General features: G+C 65.1%; 16 protein-coding genes. 5 read left to right on the top strand and 11 right to left on the bottom strand.

From position 1 onward, the window contains the following. Positions 1 to 34: 34 nt before the first annotated feature. Entirely contained in the window at positions 35 to 304 is a 270-nt protein-coding gene (locus AC1DEZ_RS10795) for a sel1 repeat family protein (RefSeq protein ID WP_441511331.1), read from the bottom strand. Between the two features lie 150 nt (positions 305 to 454). Beyond that, positions 455 to 610, bottom strand: a complete 156-nt coding sequence (locus AC1DEZ_RS10790; RefSeq protein ID WP_441511330.1) for a hypothetical protein — start codon at positions 608 to 610, stop codon at positions 455 to 457. Between the two features lie 44 nt (positions 611 to 654). Here AC1DEZ_RS10790 and AC1DEZ_RS10785 point away from each other — a divergent pair, with 44 nt between their 5' ends. Continuing rightward, entirely contained in the window at positions 655 to 1041 is a 387-nt protein-coding gene (locus AC1DEZ_RS10785) for a DUF2147 domain-containing protein (RefSeq protein WP_441511329.1), read from the top strand. 131 nt (positions 1042 to 1172) lie between these two features. Here AC1DEZ_RS10785 and AC1DEZ_RS10780 read toward each other — a convergent pair whose 3' ends face one another. The 3 genes from AC1DEZ_RS10780 to AC1DEZ_RS10770 form a co-directional block, all read right to left on the bottom strand. Continuing rightward, complete coding sequence (locus AC1DEZ_RS10780) at positions 1173 to 1880, bottom strand: glutathione S-transferase N-terminal domain-containing protein (RefSeq protein ID WP_441511328.1); 708 nt, start codon at positions 1878 to 1880, stop codon at positions 1173 to 1175. A gap of 122 nt (positions 1881 to 2002) precedes the next feature. Then, on the bottom strand, positions 2003 to 2497 hold the full coding sequence (locus tag AC1DEZ_RS10775) for a GNAT family N-acetyltransferase (RefSeq protein ID WP_441511327.1): 495 nt from the start codon (positions 2495 to 2497) through the stop codon (positions 2003 to 2005). A 52-nt stretch (positions 2498 to 2549) separates the two neighbouring features. Then, on the bottom strand, positions 2550 to 3056 hold the full coding sequence (locus tag AC1DEZ_RS10770) for a GNAT family N-acetyltransferase (RefSeq protein ID WP_441511326.1): 507 nt from the start codon (positions 3054 to 3056) through the stop codon (positions 2550 to 2552). A gap of 665 nt (positions 3057 to 3721) precedes the next feature. Between AC1DEZ_RS10770 and AC1DEZ_RS10765 the strand changes: the two genes are divergently transcribed. Further along, on the top strand, positions 3722 to 5032 hold the full coding sequence (locus AC1DEZ_RS10765; protein ID WP_441511325.1) for an amidohydrolase family protein: 1311 nt from the start codon (positions 3722 to 3724) through the stop codon (positions 5030 to 5032). Positions 5033 to 5074: 42 nt separating this feature from the next. On the opposite strand, the gene gatB is transcribed toward AC1DEZ_RS10765, so the two are convergent. Then, positions 5075 to 6487, bottom strand: a complete 1413-nt coding sequence (gene gatB / locus AC1DEZ_RS10760; RefSeq protein WP_476779711.1) for an Asp-tRNA(Asn)/Glu-tRNA(Gln) amidotransferase subunit GatB — start codon at positions 6485 to 6487, stop codon at positions 5075 to 5077. 344 nt (positions 6488 to 6831) lie between these two features. Between gatB and AC1DEZ_RS10755 the strand changes: the two genes are divergently transcribed. Together AC1DEZ_RS10755 and AC1DEZ_RS10750 are read left to right on the top strand one after the other, a co-directional pair. Then, positions 6832 to 7986: an efflux RND transporter periplasmic adaptor subunit gene (locus AC1DEZ_RS10755; protein ID WP_441511323.1), complete on the top strand. Its 1155-nt coding sequence runs from the start codon at positions 6832 to 6834 to the stop codon at positions 7984 to 7986. A 118-nt stretch (positions 7987 to 8104) separates the two neighbouring features. Further along, entirely contained in the window at positions 8105 to 11308 is a 3204-nt protein-coding gene (locus tag AC1DEZ_RS10750; RefSeq protein ID WP_441511322.1) for an efflux RND transporter permease subunit, read from the top strand. Between the two features lie 208 nt (positions 11309 to 11516). Here the strand turns inward: AC1DEZ_RS10750 and gatA are convergent, their stop codons facing one another. The 3 genes from gatA to AC1DEZ_RS10735 all read right to left on the bottom strand — a co-directional run bounded on the left by gatA (position 11517) and on the right by AC1DEZ_RS10735 (position 14272). Beyond that, a complete protein-coding gene (gene gatA / locus AC1DEZ_RS10745; RefSeq protein WP_441511321.1) occupies positions 11517 to 13031 on the bottom strand; it encodes an Asp-tRNA(Asn)/Glu-tRNA(Gln) amidotransferase subunit GatA in 1515 nt (504 codons plus the stop codon). Between the two features lie 141 nt (positions 13032 to 13172). After that, entirely contained in the window at positions 13173 to 13460 is a 288-nt protein-coding gene (gatC, locus tag AC1DEZ_RS10740; RefSeq protein WP_441511320.1) for an Asp-tRNA(Asn)/Glu-tRNA(Gln) amidotransferase subunit GatC, read from the bottom strand. A 113-nt stretch (positions 13461 to 13573) separates the two neighbouring features. Further along, complete coding sequence (locus AC1DEZ_RS10735) at positions 13574 to 14272, bottom strand: metal-dependent hydrolase (RefSeq protein ID WP_441511319.1); 699 nt, start codon at positions 14270 to 14272, stop codon at positions 13574 to 13576. 122 nt (positions 14273 to 14394) lie between these two features. Between AC1DEZ_RS10735 and ade the strand changes: the two genes are divergently transcribed. Continuing rightward, positions 14395 to 16095, top strand: a complete 1701-nt coding sequence (gene ade, locus AC1DEZ_RS10730; protein ID WP_441511318.1) for an adenine deaminase — start codon at positions 14395 to 14397, stop codon at positions 16093 to 16095. Positions 16096 to 16499: 404 nt separating this feature from the next. On the opposite strand, the gene AC1DEZ_RS10725 is transcribed toward ade, so the two are convergent. Beyond that, on the bottom strand, positions 16500 to 17432 hold the full coding sequence (locus tag AC1DEZ_RS10725; RefSeq protein WP_441511317.1) for a hydroxyacid dehydrogenase: 933 nt from the start codon (positions 17430 to 17432) through the stop codon (positions 16500 to 16502). After that, positions 17429 to 18010 carry a GNAT family N-acetyltransferase gene (locus AC1DEZ_RS10720; RefSeq protein ID WP_441511316.1) on the bottom strand — a complete coding sequence of 194 codons (582 nt, stop codon included), beginning with the start codon at positions 18008 to 18010 and terminating at the stop codon, positions 17429 to 17431. Before AC1DEZ_RS10720 ends, AC1DEZ_RS10725 begins: the two co-directional genes overlap by 4 nt. Between the last annotated feature and the right edge of the window lie 7 nt (positions 18011 to 18017).

Here is an 18017-nt window from a genome sequence, read left to right as displayed (position 1 = left end):
TCCCGGCCCCACAAGGCTCGTGGCCGTGCTGCTCTCAGTGCCGCGTGAGGAAGGCGCGGGCTTCCCGCAGCGCTTCGGCAATCTGCTCACGCGTCATCTCAAGCGCCAGCTCCTGCCGATGCGCCGCCGCCCGGGCAGAGCCACGGGCAAAGGCGACGTTGAACCACTTCTGCGCCACGACGAGATCGACGGCTCCTGCCCGCCCCGACGCATGCATGAGGCCGAGCTCGCAATAGGCCTCGGCCGAAACCTCCGCCGGGATCACCAGGGAAGCGGGGACTGCGCTCATCTCCATGCGTGCCATGACACCACCCTCTTGTCTTTGTGCCAGCCACCCCTCCAGGGCCCCGGCCGATGACTGCGAGACTGGGCCCGACCTTTAAAATGCGAGCTAAATTTTGCGATGAATCGAGTCTCAACGAGACGTAATCGTCTGGTTAAAGCAACCGAAAATTCACCTCGCAATCCCGAAAACGGAAACGATTTCAAAGACCTGACGACCGATCTCCACACGCCGTATTGAGATTCGATTCACCTTGCGCGAAGCAAGCGCCGAAACCGCTTTCCGTAGCGGCAGCTTGAGCAATGCTGAAACGCCGATATAGTTCATATCTGAACCATGCAGTCATAGCTGGTCGGACGAAGGAGGATCGGATGAAGGACGGGACCGGATCGAAGCGCGCGGCGCTGGCCGCGCTCGGCTTGCTGGCAGGCGTCGCGACGGCAAACGCCCAGGAAGTCGTCGGCCTCTGGGAGCGTGATACGGGCGCCTCGCGCGTGCGCTTCAGCAAATGCGGCGAAGCGCTCTGCGGCTCGCTCTCCTGGCTCAAGGACCAGAACGGGCCGGCCAAGGTCGGCCAGCGCATCTTCTACGACATGAAGCCGAACGGCGAGAACAAATGGAGCGGCAGCGCCTTCAACCCGGAGGACGGCAAGACCTATTCCGGCACGATGACGCTCTCGGGCAATTCCCTCACCACTGCGGGCTGCGTCATGGGCGGGCTGATCTGCCGCTCGGTGAAGTGGAATCGGGCGAACTGAGCCCTGCCGTCATGCTCGCCCTTGTGGCGAGCATCCACGTCTTGAACGCTGCTTTCGATCTGCCGAGACGTCGATGGCCGGGACAAGCCCGACCATGACGCCTTCGCTTCAACGAAAGGAGCGCACTTGGCTCAGCGCGCTCTTTGACCGAAGAGGATCGCCTTTTCTTCGGGGGTGCTGATGCCCGCGGGGTTCCGCAGCTCTTCCGCCGCTTTCAGCCCGCGCTGGACGGCGGGACGCGCCTGCATGGTTTCCAGCCAACGCGCGACATTCGGAAACTGCCTGAGATCCTGCCCTTGCTTCTCCCAGCCACGCGCCCAGCCGATGCAGGCCATGTCGGCGATGGAGTATTCGCCGCAGATGTAGTCGCGGCCTTCGAGGCGCTTGTTGAGGACGCCATAGAGCCGGTTGGCCTCGTTGGTATAGCGCTCGATCGCGTAGGGAATCTTTTCCGGCGCATAGATGCGGAAATGATGGGTCTGGCCGAGCATGGGGCCGAAGCCGCCCATCTGCCAGAACAGCCATTCATCGACCGCGACGCGGGCGCGCTCATCCTTCGGATAGAACTTGCCGGTCTTGCGGGCGAGATATTGCAGGATGGCACCCGACTCGAAGACGGAGATCGATTTGCCGTCCGGTCCGTCGGGATCGACGATCGCCGGCATGCGGTTGTTCGGGGAGATGGCGAGGAATTCCGGCTTGAACTGGTCGCCCTTGCCGATGTTCACGGGAACGATGTTGTAGGGTAGCCCGCATTCCTCGAGCATGATGGTGATCTTCCAGCCGTTCGGCGTCGGCCAGTAATAGAGGTCGATCGGCTTGGCGGGCGCTTCGGACATCAGTCTCTTCCTTCCTGGCGTGAGGCCTCGGAAGCGAATTTAGGGGCGGCACCGCACGCCCGGAAGGGGCAAGGGATTGCCCCCGACGCGACCGCGCCATGTGCTGTCGGCGTGTAACCTTTTCAGCTTCCGAGCTGCTTCTTGAAACCCTCATGGCTCTGGTCAAAGCCGAGGTTGCGGTAGAAGCGATGGGCATCGATGCGTGACTTGTTCGAGCTGAGCTCGATCAGCCCGACACCGCTTGCTTCGGCGAAGGCGAGTGCGTGCCTGATCATCACGGCTCCGATGCCGAGGCCGCGGCTCTCCGGCGCGACGTGGACGCTCTCGATCTTGCCGCGCCTGCGTCCGCGCGCGATCAGCCCGGGGATCAGTGTGACCTGGAAGGTGCCGACGACCGCGCCCGCCCGCTCGGCGACAAAGAGCGCATTGTCCTTGCTGGCATCGATCTCGGCGAAGGCCTCGGCATAGCCGGGATGCTGCGCCTCGGCGCGGATTTCCTCCGGTGTCATCGTCGGCGCGGCGGCACCGAGCATGATGAGTTCGGCAATGCGGGCCACATCGGCCGCAAGGGCGCGGCGAATGGTTATTTCGGCGGCGGAGACAGGCGTCCGGGTCATCGCTTCGGCTTTCGGCTCAGGCTGTGGCGGTCAATCGTGGCGGCGGATGGGCTTACTCGACGAAGAGGCGCTTCGCCATCAGCAGCGTGTTCGGCGTGTCGTCGCGGCCGTCGAAGCGCGCCTGCCGCTGCAGGAAGAAGCCCATGCGCTCGTAGAAGGCGATGGCCGGCTCGTTCTGGCTTTCGACTTCCAGGCGCGCGACCGGCGCCTTCGGAAAGCAGGCGAGCGCGACCTGCAGCAGCGTCCGCCCGATGCCGACGCCTTGCCAGACCGGCAGGACGTAGAGCCGCGTCAGCAGGGCCGCGCCATCGCGCTCCTGCCGTGCCGAGGCGGTGGCGACGACCTCCTCGCCGATCAACGCGACGAGGAAGATCCCCTCGTCGCGGCCGAGCTGGCTGCGCAGGTTCTCCAGCGAATGCCAGGCATTGGTGATCTCGGCGACGCGCTGCCAGCCATAGATGCCGTCATAGGTGGCATGCCAGGTCTCGACCAAAAGCGCCCTGACCGCCGGGACATCGGCGGCTTCGGTATCGCGAATGACGAGACCTGCGGGCGTCACGGGGCATTCCTTCGCAGACGCGCCAGGCCTTCACGCCACGTCGCGGGAATCGCCTGCGCAGCGGGAGCCTAGAGCATCGCGAGAAGACGTGCGAACCAGCTTTTTCGCATGGGCACGGACGGAGTGTCGACAAGCGATCGCGCTCTTCGCATGCGGACCGTCCCGCGCTGGAACAGCAACAGGCCGAAATCCCGCTCGCATAGGTCAGAGGGCCGACTGCGCGACAGGCGACACGCGGCCGCAGAGAGCGACTTGGTTCTGATCTTTGGAGGGCGCCAGCGCGTTGATGATGCAATCGAACTCCTGATCGATTTCACAAGATCGTCAATTGCTCAGAAGCCGCCCGCAACACTAACCACTCCACCCAGGGATGACGGGCAAGAAATGGTCGACAAGACCACGGAAGCGGCTTGAGACGGCCGCCCCGATATCCAACGCCGGGAGGGCGCTGAGGAGGGAAACAGCAACAGGCCAAATGGCCGAAGAGGGGATTTCGCAATATGAAGCTGACGAGACGCACATTCACCCGGGGGCTGACCCTCGGGGCTTTGACCTGCACCGAGATCGTATCGCCTGCCATCATCGGGTCCGCCCGAGCGCAAAGCATCTCCTCAAACCGGCCGGATATCCGGCGCGGCACGTACCTCATCCGCAACGGCGCGGTCATGACCGTCGACCCCTCGCTCGGCACGCTGCCGAAAGGAGACGTCCTGGTCCGCGAGGGCGTCATCGAAAGGATCGGCCAGGGGATCGAGGCACCCGGAGCCGAGATCATCGACGCCAGCGATATGATCGTTATGCCCGGCCTGATCGATACGCATTACCACATGTGGAGCGCGCTCGGTCGCAACTTTCCGGGTGACAACGGCTTCAGCTACTTTCCCGCGAAGAACGCCATTTCTCCATACCTCTCGCCGCAGGACGGCTACAACAGCGTCATGCTCGGGCTGGCCGAGCTCGCCAACAACGGCGTCACCACGGTCCATAACTGGTCGAACAATACCCGCTCGGCCGCCCATGCCGATGCCGAGCTGACGGCGCATCGCGACTCGCTGCTTCGGGCGCGCTTCGCCTACGGGCATGCCGATCTGCTGGATGCCAGCAAGCCCTTCGCCTATGACGATATCCTGCGCACGCGGGACAAGTGGTTCGGCGCCGGCTCACAGATGGACGGGCTCGTCCATTTCGCGGTCAACCTGCGCGGAATGGGTCCGAGCAAGCCCGAGACCTTCCACGAAGAGATGCAATGGGTGCTGAAGAACGGCCTGCGCGTAGCGACCCATGCCGGCCAATCGCCGCCGAACCTCAACAATGCCGCCGATTTCGAGCAGCGCGGCTATCTCGGGCCCAACTTCCTGTTCTGCCATTATGTGCCCGGCACCGAGGCGGATTTCGAAGTCCTGGCGCGGACGAAAACGCCTCTCAGCTTTGCGACGATATCGGAAATGCGGCTGGGGCGCGCCGGTGACTACCGTGCTTCTCTCATGCTCATGCGCAAGGCCGGCGTGATGCTGTCGCTCTCGGTCGACGCGAGCCTGATCGGCGCGCCGAATATGTTCGAGATCATGCGCACGACCTGGAATCTCGGCGTTCCCTGGCAGGGCACGCCATCGGCCGGCCAGAAGCCGATCGAGTTTGCCGAGGTGATCCGGATGGCCACGATCAACGGCGCGATCAGCCTCGGCCTGGGCGATGTCACGGGCTCCCTCACCCCCGGAAAGCGGGCCGACATCATCCTGCTGCGGACGAGCGACCTCAACATGGCGCCGCTCGGCCAGATCGAGACCACGATCGTGCAATCGGCCGATCCGTCCAATGTCGATACGGTCATGATCGACGGACGCATCGTCAAGCGCGCCGGGCGCCTGGTGGGCTATGACGTTGCCAAGATCGTCGCCGACGCGAAGGACTCCGCCCGCAAGCTGCGCAAGCAGGCCGGCGGCGTCCTGCTGCAGACATGCCCGGACTGCGGCTGAGCCGGAAAGGCGGGAGCGCCCACAGGCGCTCCCGCATCCAACTCACTCGATGCCGAGCTTCTTCTTCAGGATCTCGTTCAGCGCCTGCGGATTGGCCTTGCCGCCCGAGGCCTTCATCGCCTGACCGACGAACCAGCCCAGCATGGTCGGCTTGGCCTTGACCTGCTCGACCTTGTCGGGATTGGCGGCGATCAGATCGTCCACCGCCTTCTCGATGGCGCCGGTGTCGGTGACCTGCTTCATGCCGCGAGCCTCGACGATCGCGCGCGGTTCGCCCCCCTCGGTCCAGAGGATCTCGAACAGATCCTTGGCGATGCGCCCCGAGATCACGCCCTCTCCGATCAGGTCGACGAGGCCGCCGAGCTGGGCGGCCGAGACCGGCGAGGTCGTGACGTCCTGGCCTTCCTTGTTGAGGCGGCCGAACAGCTCGTTGATGACCCAGTTCGCCGCAGCCTTGCCGTCGCGTCCCTTCGCCACCGCCTCGAAATAATCCGCCTGGTCGCGCTCGGCGACGAGCACCGAGGCGTCGTAAGGCGAGAGCCCGTAATCCGCGATGAAACGGGCCTTCTTGGCGTCGGGCAATTCGGGCAGCGCGCCCTTCAGGCTCTCGACGAAGGCGTCGTCGAATTCGAGCGGCAGCAGGTCCGGATCGGGGAAGTAGCGGTAGTCATGCGCCTCCTCCTTGGAGCGCATCGAGCGCGTCTCGCCCTTGCCGGGATCGTAGAGGCGTGTCTCCTGGTCGATGGTGCCGCCATCCTCGATGATGCCGATCTGGCGGCGCGCCTCGGTCTCGACCGCCTGGCCGATGAAGCGGATCGAATTGACGTTCTTGATCTCGCAGCGCGTGCCGAGAGCGTCGCCCGGCTTGCGCACGGAGACGTTCACGTCGGCACGCAGGTTGCCCTTCTCCATGTCGCCGTCGCAGGTGCCGAGATAGCGCAGGATGGTGCGCAGCTTCGAGACATAGGCCTTCGCCTCTTCCGACGAACGCAGGTCCGGCTTCGAGACGATCTCCATCAGCGCCACGCCCGAGCGGTTGAGATCGACGAAGCTCATCGTCGGATGCTGATCGTGGATCGACTTGCCGGCATCCTGCTCGAGATGCAGCCGCTCGATGCCGACGGTGATCTGCTCGGTCGTCGAGAGATCGACCACGATCTCGCCCTCGCCCACGATCGGGCTCTTGTACTGGCTGATCTGGTAGCCCTGCGGCAGGTCCGGATAGAAATAGTTCTTGCGGTCGAAGACCGAGCGGTTGTTGATCTGCGCGTTCAGGCCGAGGCCGGTGCGCACGGCCTGGCGAACACATTCGGCATTGATCACCGGCAGCATGCCGGGCATSGCMGCGTCGACMAGGCTGACATGCTCGTTCGGCTCGSCMCCGAARSCGGTSGAGGCGCCKGAGAAMAGYTTSGCRTTGGAGGTGACCTGGGCATGGATTTCCATGCCGATCACGACTTCCCAATCACCAGTCGCGCCCTTGATCAGCTTCTTCGGGTCGGCGGGGCGGGCATGCGCATTCATCTGTGATCTTCCGGCTGAAATGGTCGCCTACGCGTTACGATGTCGGCGGGCTTGCGGCAAGCGTCCGTTGCTTCGCAGGCCTGCCCTGAAACTCGGCTGCATGGTGCAGTGCCGTTGCGCTCCTGCAACCAAATGGCAGGAATATGATTTATGTGGCGCAATATCGCGCAAATTGACGGGTGATGGATCTTGACATTCGTCAGTCATCATCCCTTTTTGCGCCAAAGGCCGCAAAATCCGCTATGTTGCGCAGGCCCGTCATTCGGAGTTCCGTCATGTCACGCAGCCGTTTCATCGGCCTGGTGCTCACCGCTGTTGCCACGTCGACCGGCCTGACCTCGTTCGACGCTGCCGCCCAGGGAGCTCCGCCGGCCCCTCCGGTTCAGGTCGCGCCCCCTCTCGCCAAGCGCATCACCAACTGGGATGAGTTCACCGGGCGTTTCGAAGCGAGCGAACAGGTGGAAGTCCGCGCCCGCGTCTCCGGCTTCATCGACAGCGTGCACTTCCCCGACGGCTCGCTCGTCCAGAAGGGCGATCTGCTCTTTACCATCGATCAGCGGCCTTACAAACTGGCCGTCGACGTGGCGCGCGCCGAGGTCGCTCGCGCAAAGGCGCAGGTCGAGCTGTCGCAGAACGAGGTCGATCGCGCCGAGGGCCTGACCCAGAACCGCACGATCACGGCCCGCGACGTCGACCAGCGCCGCGCCAACCTCAACAGCGCGGTCGGCTCCCTGCAGGGAGCCGAGGCCAATCTCAAGAACGCCGAGCTCAACCTCGAATGGACCGAGGTGCGCGCGCCGCTTGCCGGGCGCATCTCGAACCGCCGCGTCGACCCGGGCAACCTGATCGCCGGCGGCCAGTCAGGCGCCACGCTGCTGACCACCATCGTCGCCGTCTCGCCGATCTACTTCACCTTCGATGTCTCGGAAGCCGACTTCCTGCGCTACTCCCGCATGGCCAGCCTGCGGAGCGGCTCGGACAAGGATGCCGGCGTGCCTGTCGAAGTGAAGCTGTCGGACGAGACCAAATGGGGCCGCCGCGGCAAGGTCAACTTCGTCGACAACGCCGTGAACGCACGCTCGGCCACGATCCGCGGCCGCGCCGTTTTCGACAACAAGGACCAGTTCCTGACGCCCGGCGTGTTCGGCCGCCTGCGCTTCTTCGCCGGCGAGGCCGATGCGCTGCTCGTGCCCGACACCGTGATCGCCTCGGACCAGGCCCACAAGATCGTGCTGACGGTGGGGCCAGATAACAAGGTCGTGCCGAAATCGGTCGAGCTCGGGCCGATCAGCGAGGGCCTCAGGGTCATCCGCTCCGGTCTGACGCCTGAAGACAAGGTCATCATCGGCGGCAACGCCAATCCGATGGTCCGTCCCGGCGTCGCCGTCACGCCTCAGCCGGGCGAGATCAAGGTCGCGACGACGAACTGAACGCGTCCTGCACCGGCTCTTCCAACGCCGGTGCCCCGCTTCCCGGGCCGTCACGGCCCGGCACTGAAACACGGGCGCCACCGGGCGTCCGCCCGCCTTTTCCGGACAGGACGTTTCCATGTTCCGCTTCGCCCATTTCTTCATCGACCGGCCGATCTTCGCCACCGTGCTCTCGGTGCTGCTGACGATCGCCGGCGCCATCGCCCAGCGCGGCCTGCCGATCTCGGAATATCCCGAGATCGCCCCGCCGACCGTCTCGATCACCGCGACCTATCCGGGCGCCTCGGCCGAGGTCGTCGCCGCCACGGTGGCGACGCCGATCGAGCAGGAGGTGAACGGCGTCGACGACATGCTCTACATCACCTCGCAATCGACCGGCGACGGGCGGGTGACGATCAACGTCGTGTTCAAGGCCGGCGTCGACATCGACCAGGCACAGGTTCTGGTGCAGAACCGCGTCTCGCAAGCGGAGCCGCGCCTGCCGCAGGATGTGCGCCAGCTCGGCCTGCAGGTGCGCAAGGCCTCGCCCGACTTCCTGATGGTCATCAACATGATCTCGCCGGACGGGTCGCGCGACGCGCAGTACATCTCGAACTACGCCTCGCTCTACGTGAAGGACGTGCTCACCCGCGTCGACGGCGTCGGCGACGTGCAAGTCTTCGGTGCCCGCGACTTCTCGATGCGCATCTGGCTCGATCCGGCCAAGGTCGCGGCCCGCAACCTGACGGCAGGCGATGTGGTGGCAGCGCTCAGAGCAGCGAACGTCCAGGTCGCGGCAGGCGCGCTCAACCAGCCGCCGGCAAAGTCGGACGAAGCCTTCCAGTTCTCCGTCAACACCCTCGGCCGCCTGACGGATGTCTCCGAGTTCGAGAACATCGTCGTACGCTCCGATGCCGATGGCGGCACGATCCGGGTCCGCGACATCGCGCGCGTCGAGCTCGGCTCGCAGGATTACACCACCAACGCCTATCTCGATAACAGGAACACCGTTGCCATCGGCGTCTTCCAGCGTCCGGGCTCGAACGCGCTCGCGACCTCGGACAAGCTGATCTCGACGATGAACGAGATGGCCAAGCAGTTCCCGACCGGCCTCGAGCATCGCATCATCTACAACCCGACCGAGTTCATCGGCGAATCCGTCGACGCGGTGGTGCATACCCTGCTCGAAGCGATCGTGCTCGTCGTGATCGTGGTCATCCTGTTCCTGCAGACTTGGCGCGCCGCGATCATTCCGATCGTCGCAATCCCGGTCTCGCTGGTCGGCACCTTCCTGGTGATGAGCGCGGTCGGCATCTCCTTCAACACGATCTCGCTGTTGGCGTTGGTTCTCGCCATCGGCATCGTCGTCGACGACGCGATCGTGGTAGTGGAGAATGTCGAGCGCTACCTTGCCGAGGGCCTGACGCCCAAGGAGGCTGCGCACAAGACCATGGACGAGGTCGGCGGCGCACTGCTCGCGATCGCGCTCGTGCTGTGCGCGGTGTTCATCCCGACGGCCTTCATCAGCGGCCTGCAGGGCACCTTCTACCAGCAGTTCGCGGTGACAATCGCAGCCTCGACGGCGATCTCGTGCTTCGTCTCGCTCACGCTTTCGCCGGCGATGTCGGCGGTGCTCCTGAAGGCGCACAAGAAGCATGACCCGAACGAGCAGCACGGCTTCTTCTACAAGCTGGGTGCACCGGTCCGCTGGTTCTTCCACTATTTCAACGCCGGCTTCGACTGGCTGTCGCGGACCTATGGCCGCGTCACCTCGCGCCTCATCCGCATCGCCGTGATCCTGCTGATCGTCTATTCCGGCCTGATCGCGGCGACGGTCTGGGACATCCGGAGGACGCCGACCGGCCTCGTGCCGCAGCTCGATCGCGGCTATTTCATCGCCGTGCTCCAGCTGCCGCCTGGCTCCTCGCTGCAGCGTACGGACGCCGTGCTGCGCAAGGCCAACGAGATCCTGCTGTCCCGCCCCGGCGTGGCTCATACCGTCGCCTTCGCCGGTCTCGACGGCGCGACCTTCACCATCGCGCCGAATACCGGCGTCGCCTTCGTAACGCTCGCGCCGTTCAAGGACCGCGAGAAGCAGGGGCTGACGACGCAGGGCATCTTCGCCGATCTCCGGCAACAGATGTTCGGCATCTCGGAAGCCTTCACCCTGCTGATCGAGCCGCCTGCCATCCCGGGCATCGGCACCGGCGGCGGCCTGAAGGGCTATGTGCAGGATCGTGGCGGGCGCGGGCTTACGGCGCTCGAAGGCGCGGCCTGGATCGTCGCAGGCTCGGCCGGGCAGGTTCCGGGCATCCAGCAGCCGTTCACGCTGTTCTCGACCAAGACGCCGCAGATCTACGCCGATATCGACCGCACCAAGGCGGAGATGCTCGGCGTGCCGATCACGCGCATCTTCGAGACGCTGTCGATCTATATGGGCTCCGCCTATATCAACGACTTCAACCTGCTGGGCCGGACTTATCGCGTCACCGCGCAGGCGGATAACCCCTTCCGCCTGACCACGCGCGACGTCGCCAATCTCAAGACCCGCAACGCGGATGGCGAGATGGTGCCGATCGGCTCGATCGCATCCTTCCACGACACGACCGGCGCCTATCGCGTGCCGCGCTACAACCTCTATCCGGCAGCCGAAGTGCAGCTCTCGATGGCGCATGGCTACTCGACGGGACAGGGTATCGCGGCGGTCGAGAAGATCGCGGCGGAGCGGCTGCCGGCAGGTTTCGGCTTCGAATGGACCGAGATCGCGCTGCAGGAGAAGCTCGCGGGCAATACGGCGATCATCGCCTTCGGGCTTGCCGTGGTGTTCGTCTTCCTGCTGCTGGCAGCGCTCTATGAAAGCTGGCTCCTGCCGCTCTCGGTCATCCTTATCGTGCCGATGTGCATCCTGGCCGCGATGTTCGGCGTGAACTACGCCAATCTCGACAGGAACATTCTCGTCGATATCGGCCTCGTGGTGCTCGTCGGCCTCGCCGCCAAGAACGCGATCCTGATCGTCGAGTTCGCGAAGCAGGCGGAGGAGGAAGGCATGCACCGCCGCGACGCGGCGATCGCCGCCGCCCGGACCCGCCTGCGGCCGATCCTGATGACCTCGATGGCCTTCATCCTCGGCGTTCTGCCGCTGACGATCTCGGTTGGCGCCGGTGCCGAGATGCGCCAGGCGATGGGCATCGCGGTGTTCTCCGGCATGCTGGGCGTCACCTTCTTCGGCCTGATCTTCACGCCGGTGTTCTATGTGATGGTGCGCTGGCTGGCGGAACTCGGTGGCAAGAAGCGCAAGGCGCAAGCCGCTGCACAGCAGCAGCCGACCAGAGCGCATGGCTGAAGGTGACGGCGGCGGCTTTCCAAGCCGCCGCCCTGCCCCCGACTGCAGACACGAAAAAGGGCCGCTCGCACGGCCCTTTTTATTTTTCCTGAGGCATCATTCTCGGGCGGAGCGAAGCGCTGGCCCGAGAATCTCACGATGAGAAGGCGAAGAGCCTCCTTCGGCCCGAGATGCTCGGGTCAAGCCCGCGCATAACCGCGGGCGCCCCTCAGCCCCACCAGCGCTCCGAAACCGGGAAGCGGCCGGCGGCCTGCTCGATGACCTCGCCGAGCGAGAACAGCGTCTCCTCATCGAAGGGGCGGCCGATGAGCTGCAAGCCCAGCGGCAGGCCCTGAGCGTCGAGGCCGGCAGGCACGGCGATGCCGGGCAGGCCCGCCATGTTCACGGTCACGGTGAAGACGTCGTTGAGATACATCTCGACAGGATCGGCCGAGCCCTTCTCGCCGATACCGAAGGCGGCCGAGGGGGTCGCCGGGGTCAGCACCGCATCGATGCCCTGCGCATAGACGGTCTCGAAGTCGCGCTTGATCAAAGTGCGGACCTTCTGGGCACGCAGGTAATAGGCGTCGTAGTAGCCGGCGGAGAGGACGTAGGTGCCGATCATGATGCGGCGCTTGACCTCGGCGCCGAAGCCGGCAGCGCGGGTCTTCTCATACATCTCGACAATGTCCTTACCCTGCTCGCGCAGGCCGTAGCGGACACCGTCATAGCGGGCGAGGTTCGAGGAGGCCTCGGCCGGGGCGACGATGTAATAGGCCGGCAGGGCGTATTTCGTATGCGGCAGCGAGATCTCGACGATCTCGGCGCCGGCGGCCTTGAGCCATTCGATGCCCTTCTGCCAGAGCGCATCGATCTCGGCGTTCAGGCCCTCGAGCCGGTACTCCCTGGGAATGCCGATCTTCATGCCCTTCACGGAGCGGCCGATGGCGGCCTCGTAGTCCGGCACCGGCGCGTCGACCGAGGTCGTGTCCTTCGGGTCGTGGCCAGCCATGGAGCGCAGCATCACGGCGCAGTCACGCACGCTCTTGCCGATCGGCCCGGCCTGATCCAGCGAGGAGGCGAAGGCGACGATGCCCCAGCGCGAGCAGCGGCCATAGGTCGGCTTGATGCCGACCGTGCCGGTGAAGGCGGCGGGCTGGCGGATCGAGCCGCCGGTGTCGGTCGCGGTTGCGGCAAGGCAGAGATCGGCGGCAACGGCGGCGGCCGAACCGCCGGAGGAGCCGCCCGGCACGAGGTGATTGCCCTCGACAGCCCCGCCCTGCCCCGCGCCGACATTGGAGCCCTCACGACGCCAAGGGTTCACGACATTGCCGAACGCCGAGGTCTCGTTCGACGAGCCCATGGCGAACTCGTCATTGTTGAGCTTGCCGAGCATCACCGCGCCGTCGCGCCAGAGCTGGCTCGATACGGTCGACTCATAGGCCGGCACGAAATTGCCGAGGATGTTCGAGCAGGCCGTGGTGCGCACGCCCTCCGTGGCAAAGAGATCCTTGATTCCGAGCGGCAGGCCTTCGAGCGGGCCCGCCTCGCCCTTGGCGAGCTTCTCGTCGGAGGCGGCCGCCTGCTTCAGCGCGTGCTCCGGCGTCTCCAGCACATAGGCGTTGAGGGCGCGGGCCTTCTCGACGGCGGCGATATGCGCCTTCGTCAGCTCGGTGGCGGAGAAGGTCTTGGCTTTCAGGCCGTCGCGGGCCTCGGTCAGCGTCAGGCGGGTGAGATCGGTCACGGTCGATATCCGATTGAATTCAAGTCGGCGGAACCGTCATTGCGAGGAGCGCAGCGACGAAGCAATCCAGGAGCGGCAGCACTCGAGGTCCCCCCGGATTGCTTCGCTTACGCTCGCAATGACGGGGAACGATAACGCGCGCTACTCGATGACTTTAGGCACCATGAAATAGTTGTCCTCGGAAACCGGGGCGTTGGCGATGATCGTATCGGCGATCTCGCCGTCGTTCACCACGTCCTCGCGCTGCTTCATCGCCATCGGAGTCACCGAGGTCATCGGCTCCACGCCATCCACATTCACCTCGTTCAACTGCTCGACGAAGCCGAGGATCGCGTTCAGCTCCCCTTGCAGCTTGGGCAGATCGGCCTCCGGCACAGCGATGCGCGCGAGATGCGCGACGCGTTTGACGGTGGCGAGATCGACCGACATGGCGGACTCCTGGACAGGGCGCGGATCACGCGCGGAAAACGGTTCGCCGCGCTATAGCGCGGCGAACGGGCAAACGTAAATCAGCATTGAGCGATCAGGCCGGTTTCTCCGGCTCAGATCGCGAAAGCCTCGCCCTTCTTCGGCAGGACGACCTCGATGCCGCTGCCCCGCATGCCGGCAACGAAGGTGTCGGCGTTCTGGTCGATGATCGGGAAGGTGCCGTAGTGGCTGGGGATCGCCACCTTAGGCTTGACGAAGCGGGTCATGGCGAGCGCGGCGACCTTGCCGCCCATGGTGAAGCGGTCGCCGATCGGGCAGATGCAAGCCTCGACGCCATGGATCTCGCTGAGCAGCGCCATGTCGGAGAAGATGTCGGTGTCGCCCATGTGCCAGAGCGTCTTCTCGCCCCTGGCCTTGATGATCGCGCCATTCGCGTTGCCGACGGGGACGTTGACACCGCCCTCGCCCATGCCGGCCGAGTGATCGGCCCGGACGAGCGTGAGGCTGAACGGGCCGAGATCGACGGTGCCGCCGGTGTTCATCGGGCTGAAGTTCTTCAGCCCCTGCGAGGCCAGATGCATGGCGAGGTCGTAATTGGTGATGACCGTCGCGCCGGTCTTCCCGGCAATATCGAGCGTGTCGCCGACGTGGTCGCCATGGCCGTGGGTGACGACGATATGGCTGACGCCCTTGGAGATCGCCGCGACGTCGCCCTCAAAGGCTGGGTTCCCGGTGAAGAACGGGTCGATCAGGATGGCAGCGCCGTCGATATCGACGCGGAAGGCGGAGTGGCCGTACCAGGTGAGTTTCATGCGAAGGCTCCGGGCTTTCGAGATGCCGGCCCCTATCTAGGCCGATCCGAGCCGCCGACCAAGTCGACAATCTAGCCGGAGAGAGGCAGGCTGGCGCCATGACGAACCCACGGAATCGCCCCATGACGGACGCCGCCACGCTCGCCCGCCGGATCGCCCAGGGCCATGGCGACGAGCCGGCCGATCTCGTCATCAAGGGCGCAAGGCTCCTCGACCTCGTCACCGGCACGCTGGTCGAGAGCGATATCGCGATCTGCGGCGATACCATCGTCGGGACCTACGGAACCTACGAGGGCAAGCGCGTCATTGACGCCAAGGGCCTGTTCGCCGTGCCCGGCTTCATCGACACGCATCTGCACATCGAATCCTCGCTGGTGACGCCGCTCGAATTCGAGCGCTGCGTGCTGCCCCATGGCGTCACCACCGCGATTTGCGACCCGCACGAAATATCGAACGTGCTCGGCGTCGAGGGCATCCGCTATTTCCTCGCCTGCGCCGAGGCGATGCGGATGGACCTGCGCGTCAACCTGTCGAGCTGCGTGCCGGCGACGCATCTGGAGACGGCGGGGGCGGCGCTGGAGGCCGGCGACCTCACGCCGATGATGGACCATCCCAAGGTGATCGGGCTCGCCGAGTTCATGAACTTTCCGGGTGTGATCCATCGCGACCCCGGCTGCCTCGCCAAGCTCGAAGCCTTCTCGCATCGCCATATCGACGGTCATGCCCCGCTGGTGCGCGGGATTGACCTCAACGCCTATCTCGCCGCCGGCATCCGCACCGACCACGAAACGACGACGGCCGACGAAGCCCGCGAGAAGCTCGCCAAGGGCATGGCGATCCTGATCCGCGAGGGCTCGGTCTCGAAGGATTTGCATCAGCTGATCCCGCTGATCTCGCGCGACGCCTCGCCCTTCCTGGCCTTCTGCACCGATGACCGCAACCCGCTCGACATCGGCGAGGAAGGCCATCTCGACTACATGATCCGCACCGCCATCGCCGAGGGCGCCGATATGCTTGCGACCTATCGCATCGCCTCGCTCTCGGCGGCGCGGAATTTCGGGCTGTTCGATCGCGGCTTCATCGGGCCTGGCAAGCGCGCCGATATCGTACTGGTTGAGGACCTCGCTGCCTGCTCGGTGAAGCAGGTTCTGACCGGGGGCCGGCTGGTCGAGGAAGCACTGTTCGCGGGTCGGGCGACGATCCCCCCGGTTGGGCTCGGCAGCGTGAAGAGCCGCAAGCTCGCCCCCGCCGATTTCACTGTTAAGGCCCGCGACGGCGCGACGCCGGTGATCGGCGTGGTGCCGGGGCGGATCATCACCGAACGACTGTCGATGGCCCTGCCCTCGCGCGACGGCGAGGCCCTGCCCGACCTCGCGCAGGATGCGATCAAGGTCACGGTGATCGAGCGTCACGGCAAGAACGGCGGAATCGCGACAGGCTTCGTCCATGGCTTCGGCATGAAGGGCGGCGCCATCGCTTCCTCGGTCGGCCATGACAGCCATAATCTCTGCGTCGTCGGCGTCGACGAGGCCTCGATGGCCGCGGCGGCGAACCGCCTGATCGAGATCGGCGGCGGCTTCGCCGTGGCCGATGGCGGCGAAGTCACGGCCGAACTGGCGCTACCGGTCGCAGGGCTGATGAGCGAGCAGCCCTTCGAGGCGGTGCGGCACGATCTTGAGCGCTTGCGTGCCGCGGCGAAGGCGCTCGGCGTCGTGCTGGCCGAGCCCTTCCTGCAGGTCGCCTTCCTGACCCTGCCGGTGATCCCGCATCTCAAGATCACCGACAAGGGGCTGGTCGATGTCGATCGGTTTGATTTTGTGTGAGGTTATGGTGGCAAGTTTGAGGGCGCACTGACCAAACAGCGTCTGCTTTGGGTCGAAATCGGTCTCCTCAGCTATTGGGAAGATCACGCAGTTTCCGTGCGGCCTCGGCGTCCTCGGCTAGCTGTGCGAGGTTCCTTTTCCGATCCTCTTCCCTGACTTGATTGTAGAGATCAGAGCCGAAAACGAGGCCTCCGCTTCCGACGTAAGGCTCTGCGGGCTTCTTTGCCGATGAAGTTGGGGCTGAGGATCGCAACAGAGTATCGAGTAGGCGCTTCAGGGCGTCTGGCATCCAATCGATCATAACGACCTCTGCGTTGGTTCCGCCTCGGTTATCTTGGATGCGCGTTTCCAGATAGGTGAAGGCCGTTATGGGTTGGAAGCGGCCACTCGCTCCAATCTACACCCTAAATCCGCTCCTCCAGCGCCGCCATGACCTTCTCGGCCACGAGCCCAGACACGCGCCCGTTCGACTCGACCGTGTTACCGGCGATATGCGGGGTCAGGATCAGGTTGGGTGCGCCAGCGAAAACCTTGGCCGCGTCCTTGCCAAGCGGCTCCTGCTCGTAGACGTCGATCGCCGCGCCGCCGAGCTTGCCGGCCTTGAGCGCCTTGACCAAGGCCGCCTCGTCCATGATGCCGCCGCGCGCCGTGTTGATCAGGATCGCGTCCGGCTTCATCCGGGCCAAGGCCTTCGCGTCGATCATGCCGCGGGTTTCCGAGGTCAGCGGGACGTGCAGGCTGATGACGTCGGCTTGCGCCAGCAATTCGTTGAACTCCAGCCGCCGCACGCCGCTCCAGGCGGGATCATCGACGGCCAAGCGCGGATGGTAGGCCGCCACCTCCATGCCGATAGCGCGGGCATGATGGGCGACGTCGCGGGCGATGGAGCCGAAGCCGACGAGGCCCATCAGCTTGCCGGCGATCTCGCGGCCAATCAGCTTCGTCTTGGGGAATTCGCCGGCGACCATCGCGGCATTGGCGAAATAGGCGCCGCGCAACAACGTCATCGTCGTGCCGATGACGTATTCGACGACGGAGAGGCTGTTGGCGCCGGTCGCGGGGAAGACGCGGATGCCACGAGCGGCGCAAGTCTCCATGTCGAGATTGTCGAGGCCGACGCCCAGGCGCCCGATCACCTTCAGCGCCTTGGCCGCCTCCAGCACCTTGCCACGCAGTTGCGTCTGGTTGCGCACGATCACGGCCGGGACATCGGCGAAGAGCCGCGCCATCTCATCCGAATCGGCATAGAGCTCGGGATCATAATGAACAGCGAAGCGCGCCTTGAGATTGGCGACGGCGGCGTCGTCCATGAATTCGGTGATGACGATGTCGGTCATGGTGCCGTGCTGACGATGAAACGAAGGCGTGGATCGGGGCTGTAGAGCGGCGCGACGAAGGTCTCGATCAATCGCCCGCCGTTCTTCTCGATGATGCGGCGCGAGGCGTGGTTCTCGACGTCGCAGGTGATGGTGATCTCCGGCAGACCGGCCTCGCGCGCGACGCCAAGCATCCCGGCGAGCGCCGCTGTGGCGTAGCCGTGGCCGGCGAATGCCGGCAGGATGGTGTAGCCGATATGGCCCAGCACATGTTCCGGCAAGGCCAGGATGGGCCGTCCATCCTTCTCCTGCCAGCGCAGGTTGATCGAGCCGATGAAGGGCCGCTCGGGCCGATCCTCGGCGAAGATCCAGCGCGTCGGGCCGGGAATGCGATCGACCTCGCGGCCATCCGGCAGCCTCACACGTCCCGGGCCGCCACGAATTTCGGCGAGGAAGGCGTCGGGATCGGCGGCTATGGCGGCGAGTTGCTCGGGCGCGACGTTGCGCGTCGTATTGGGCGACCAGCCTGCGCGCAGCGCAGCCTCATAGGCGCCAAGCAGGTCCTTGTCGGGAACTTGCAGCGAGATGCGCGCCGCCACGGCAGAA

The sequence above is a fragment of the Allobosea sp. 10L422 genome, from assembly GCF_056395345.1.
The sequence above is the reverse complement of the archived record's forward strand: the minus strand, read 5'-3'. Positions and strand labels throughout refer to the sequence as shown.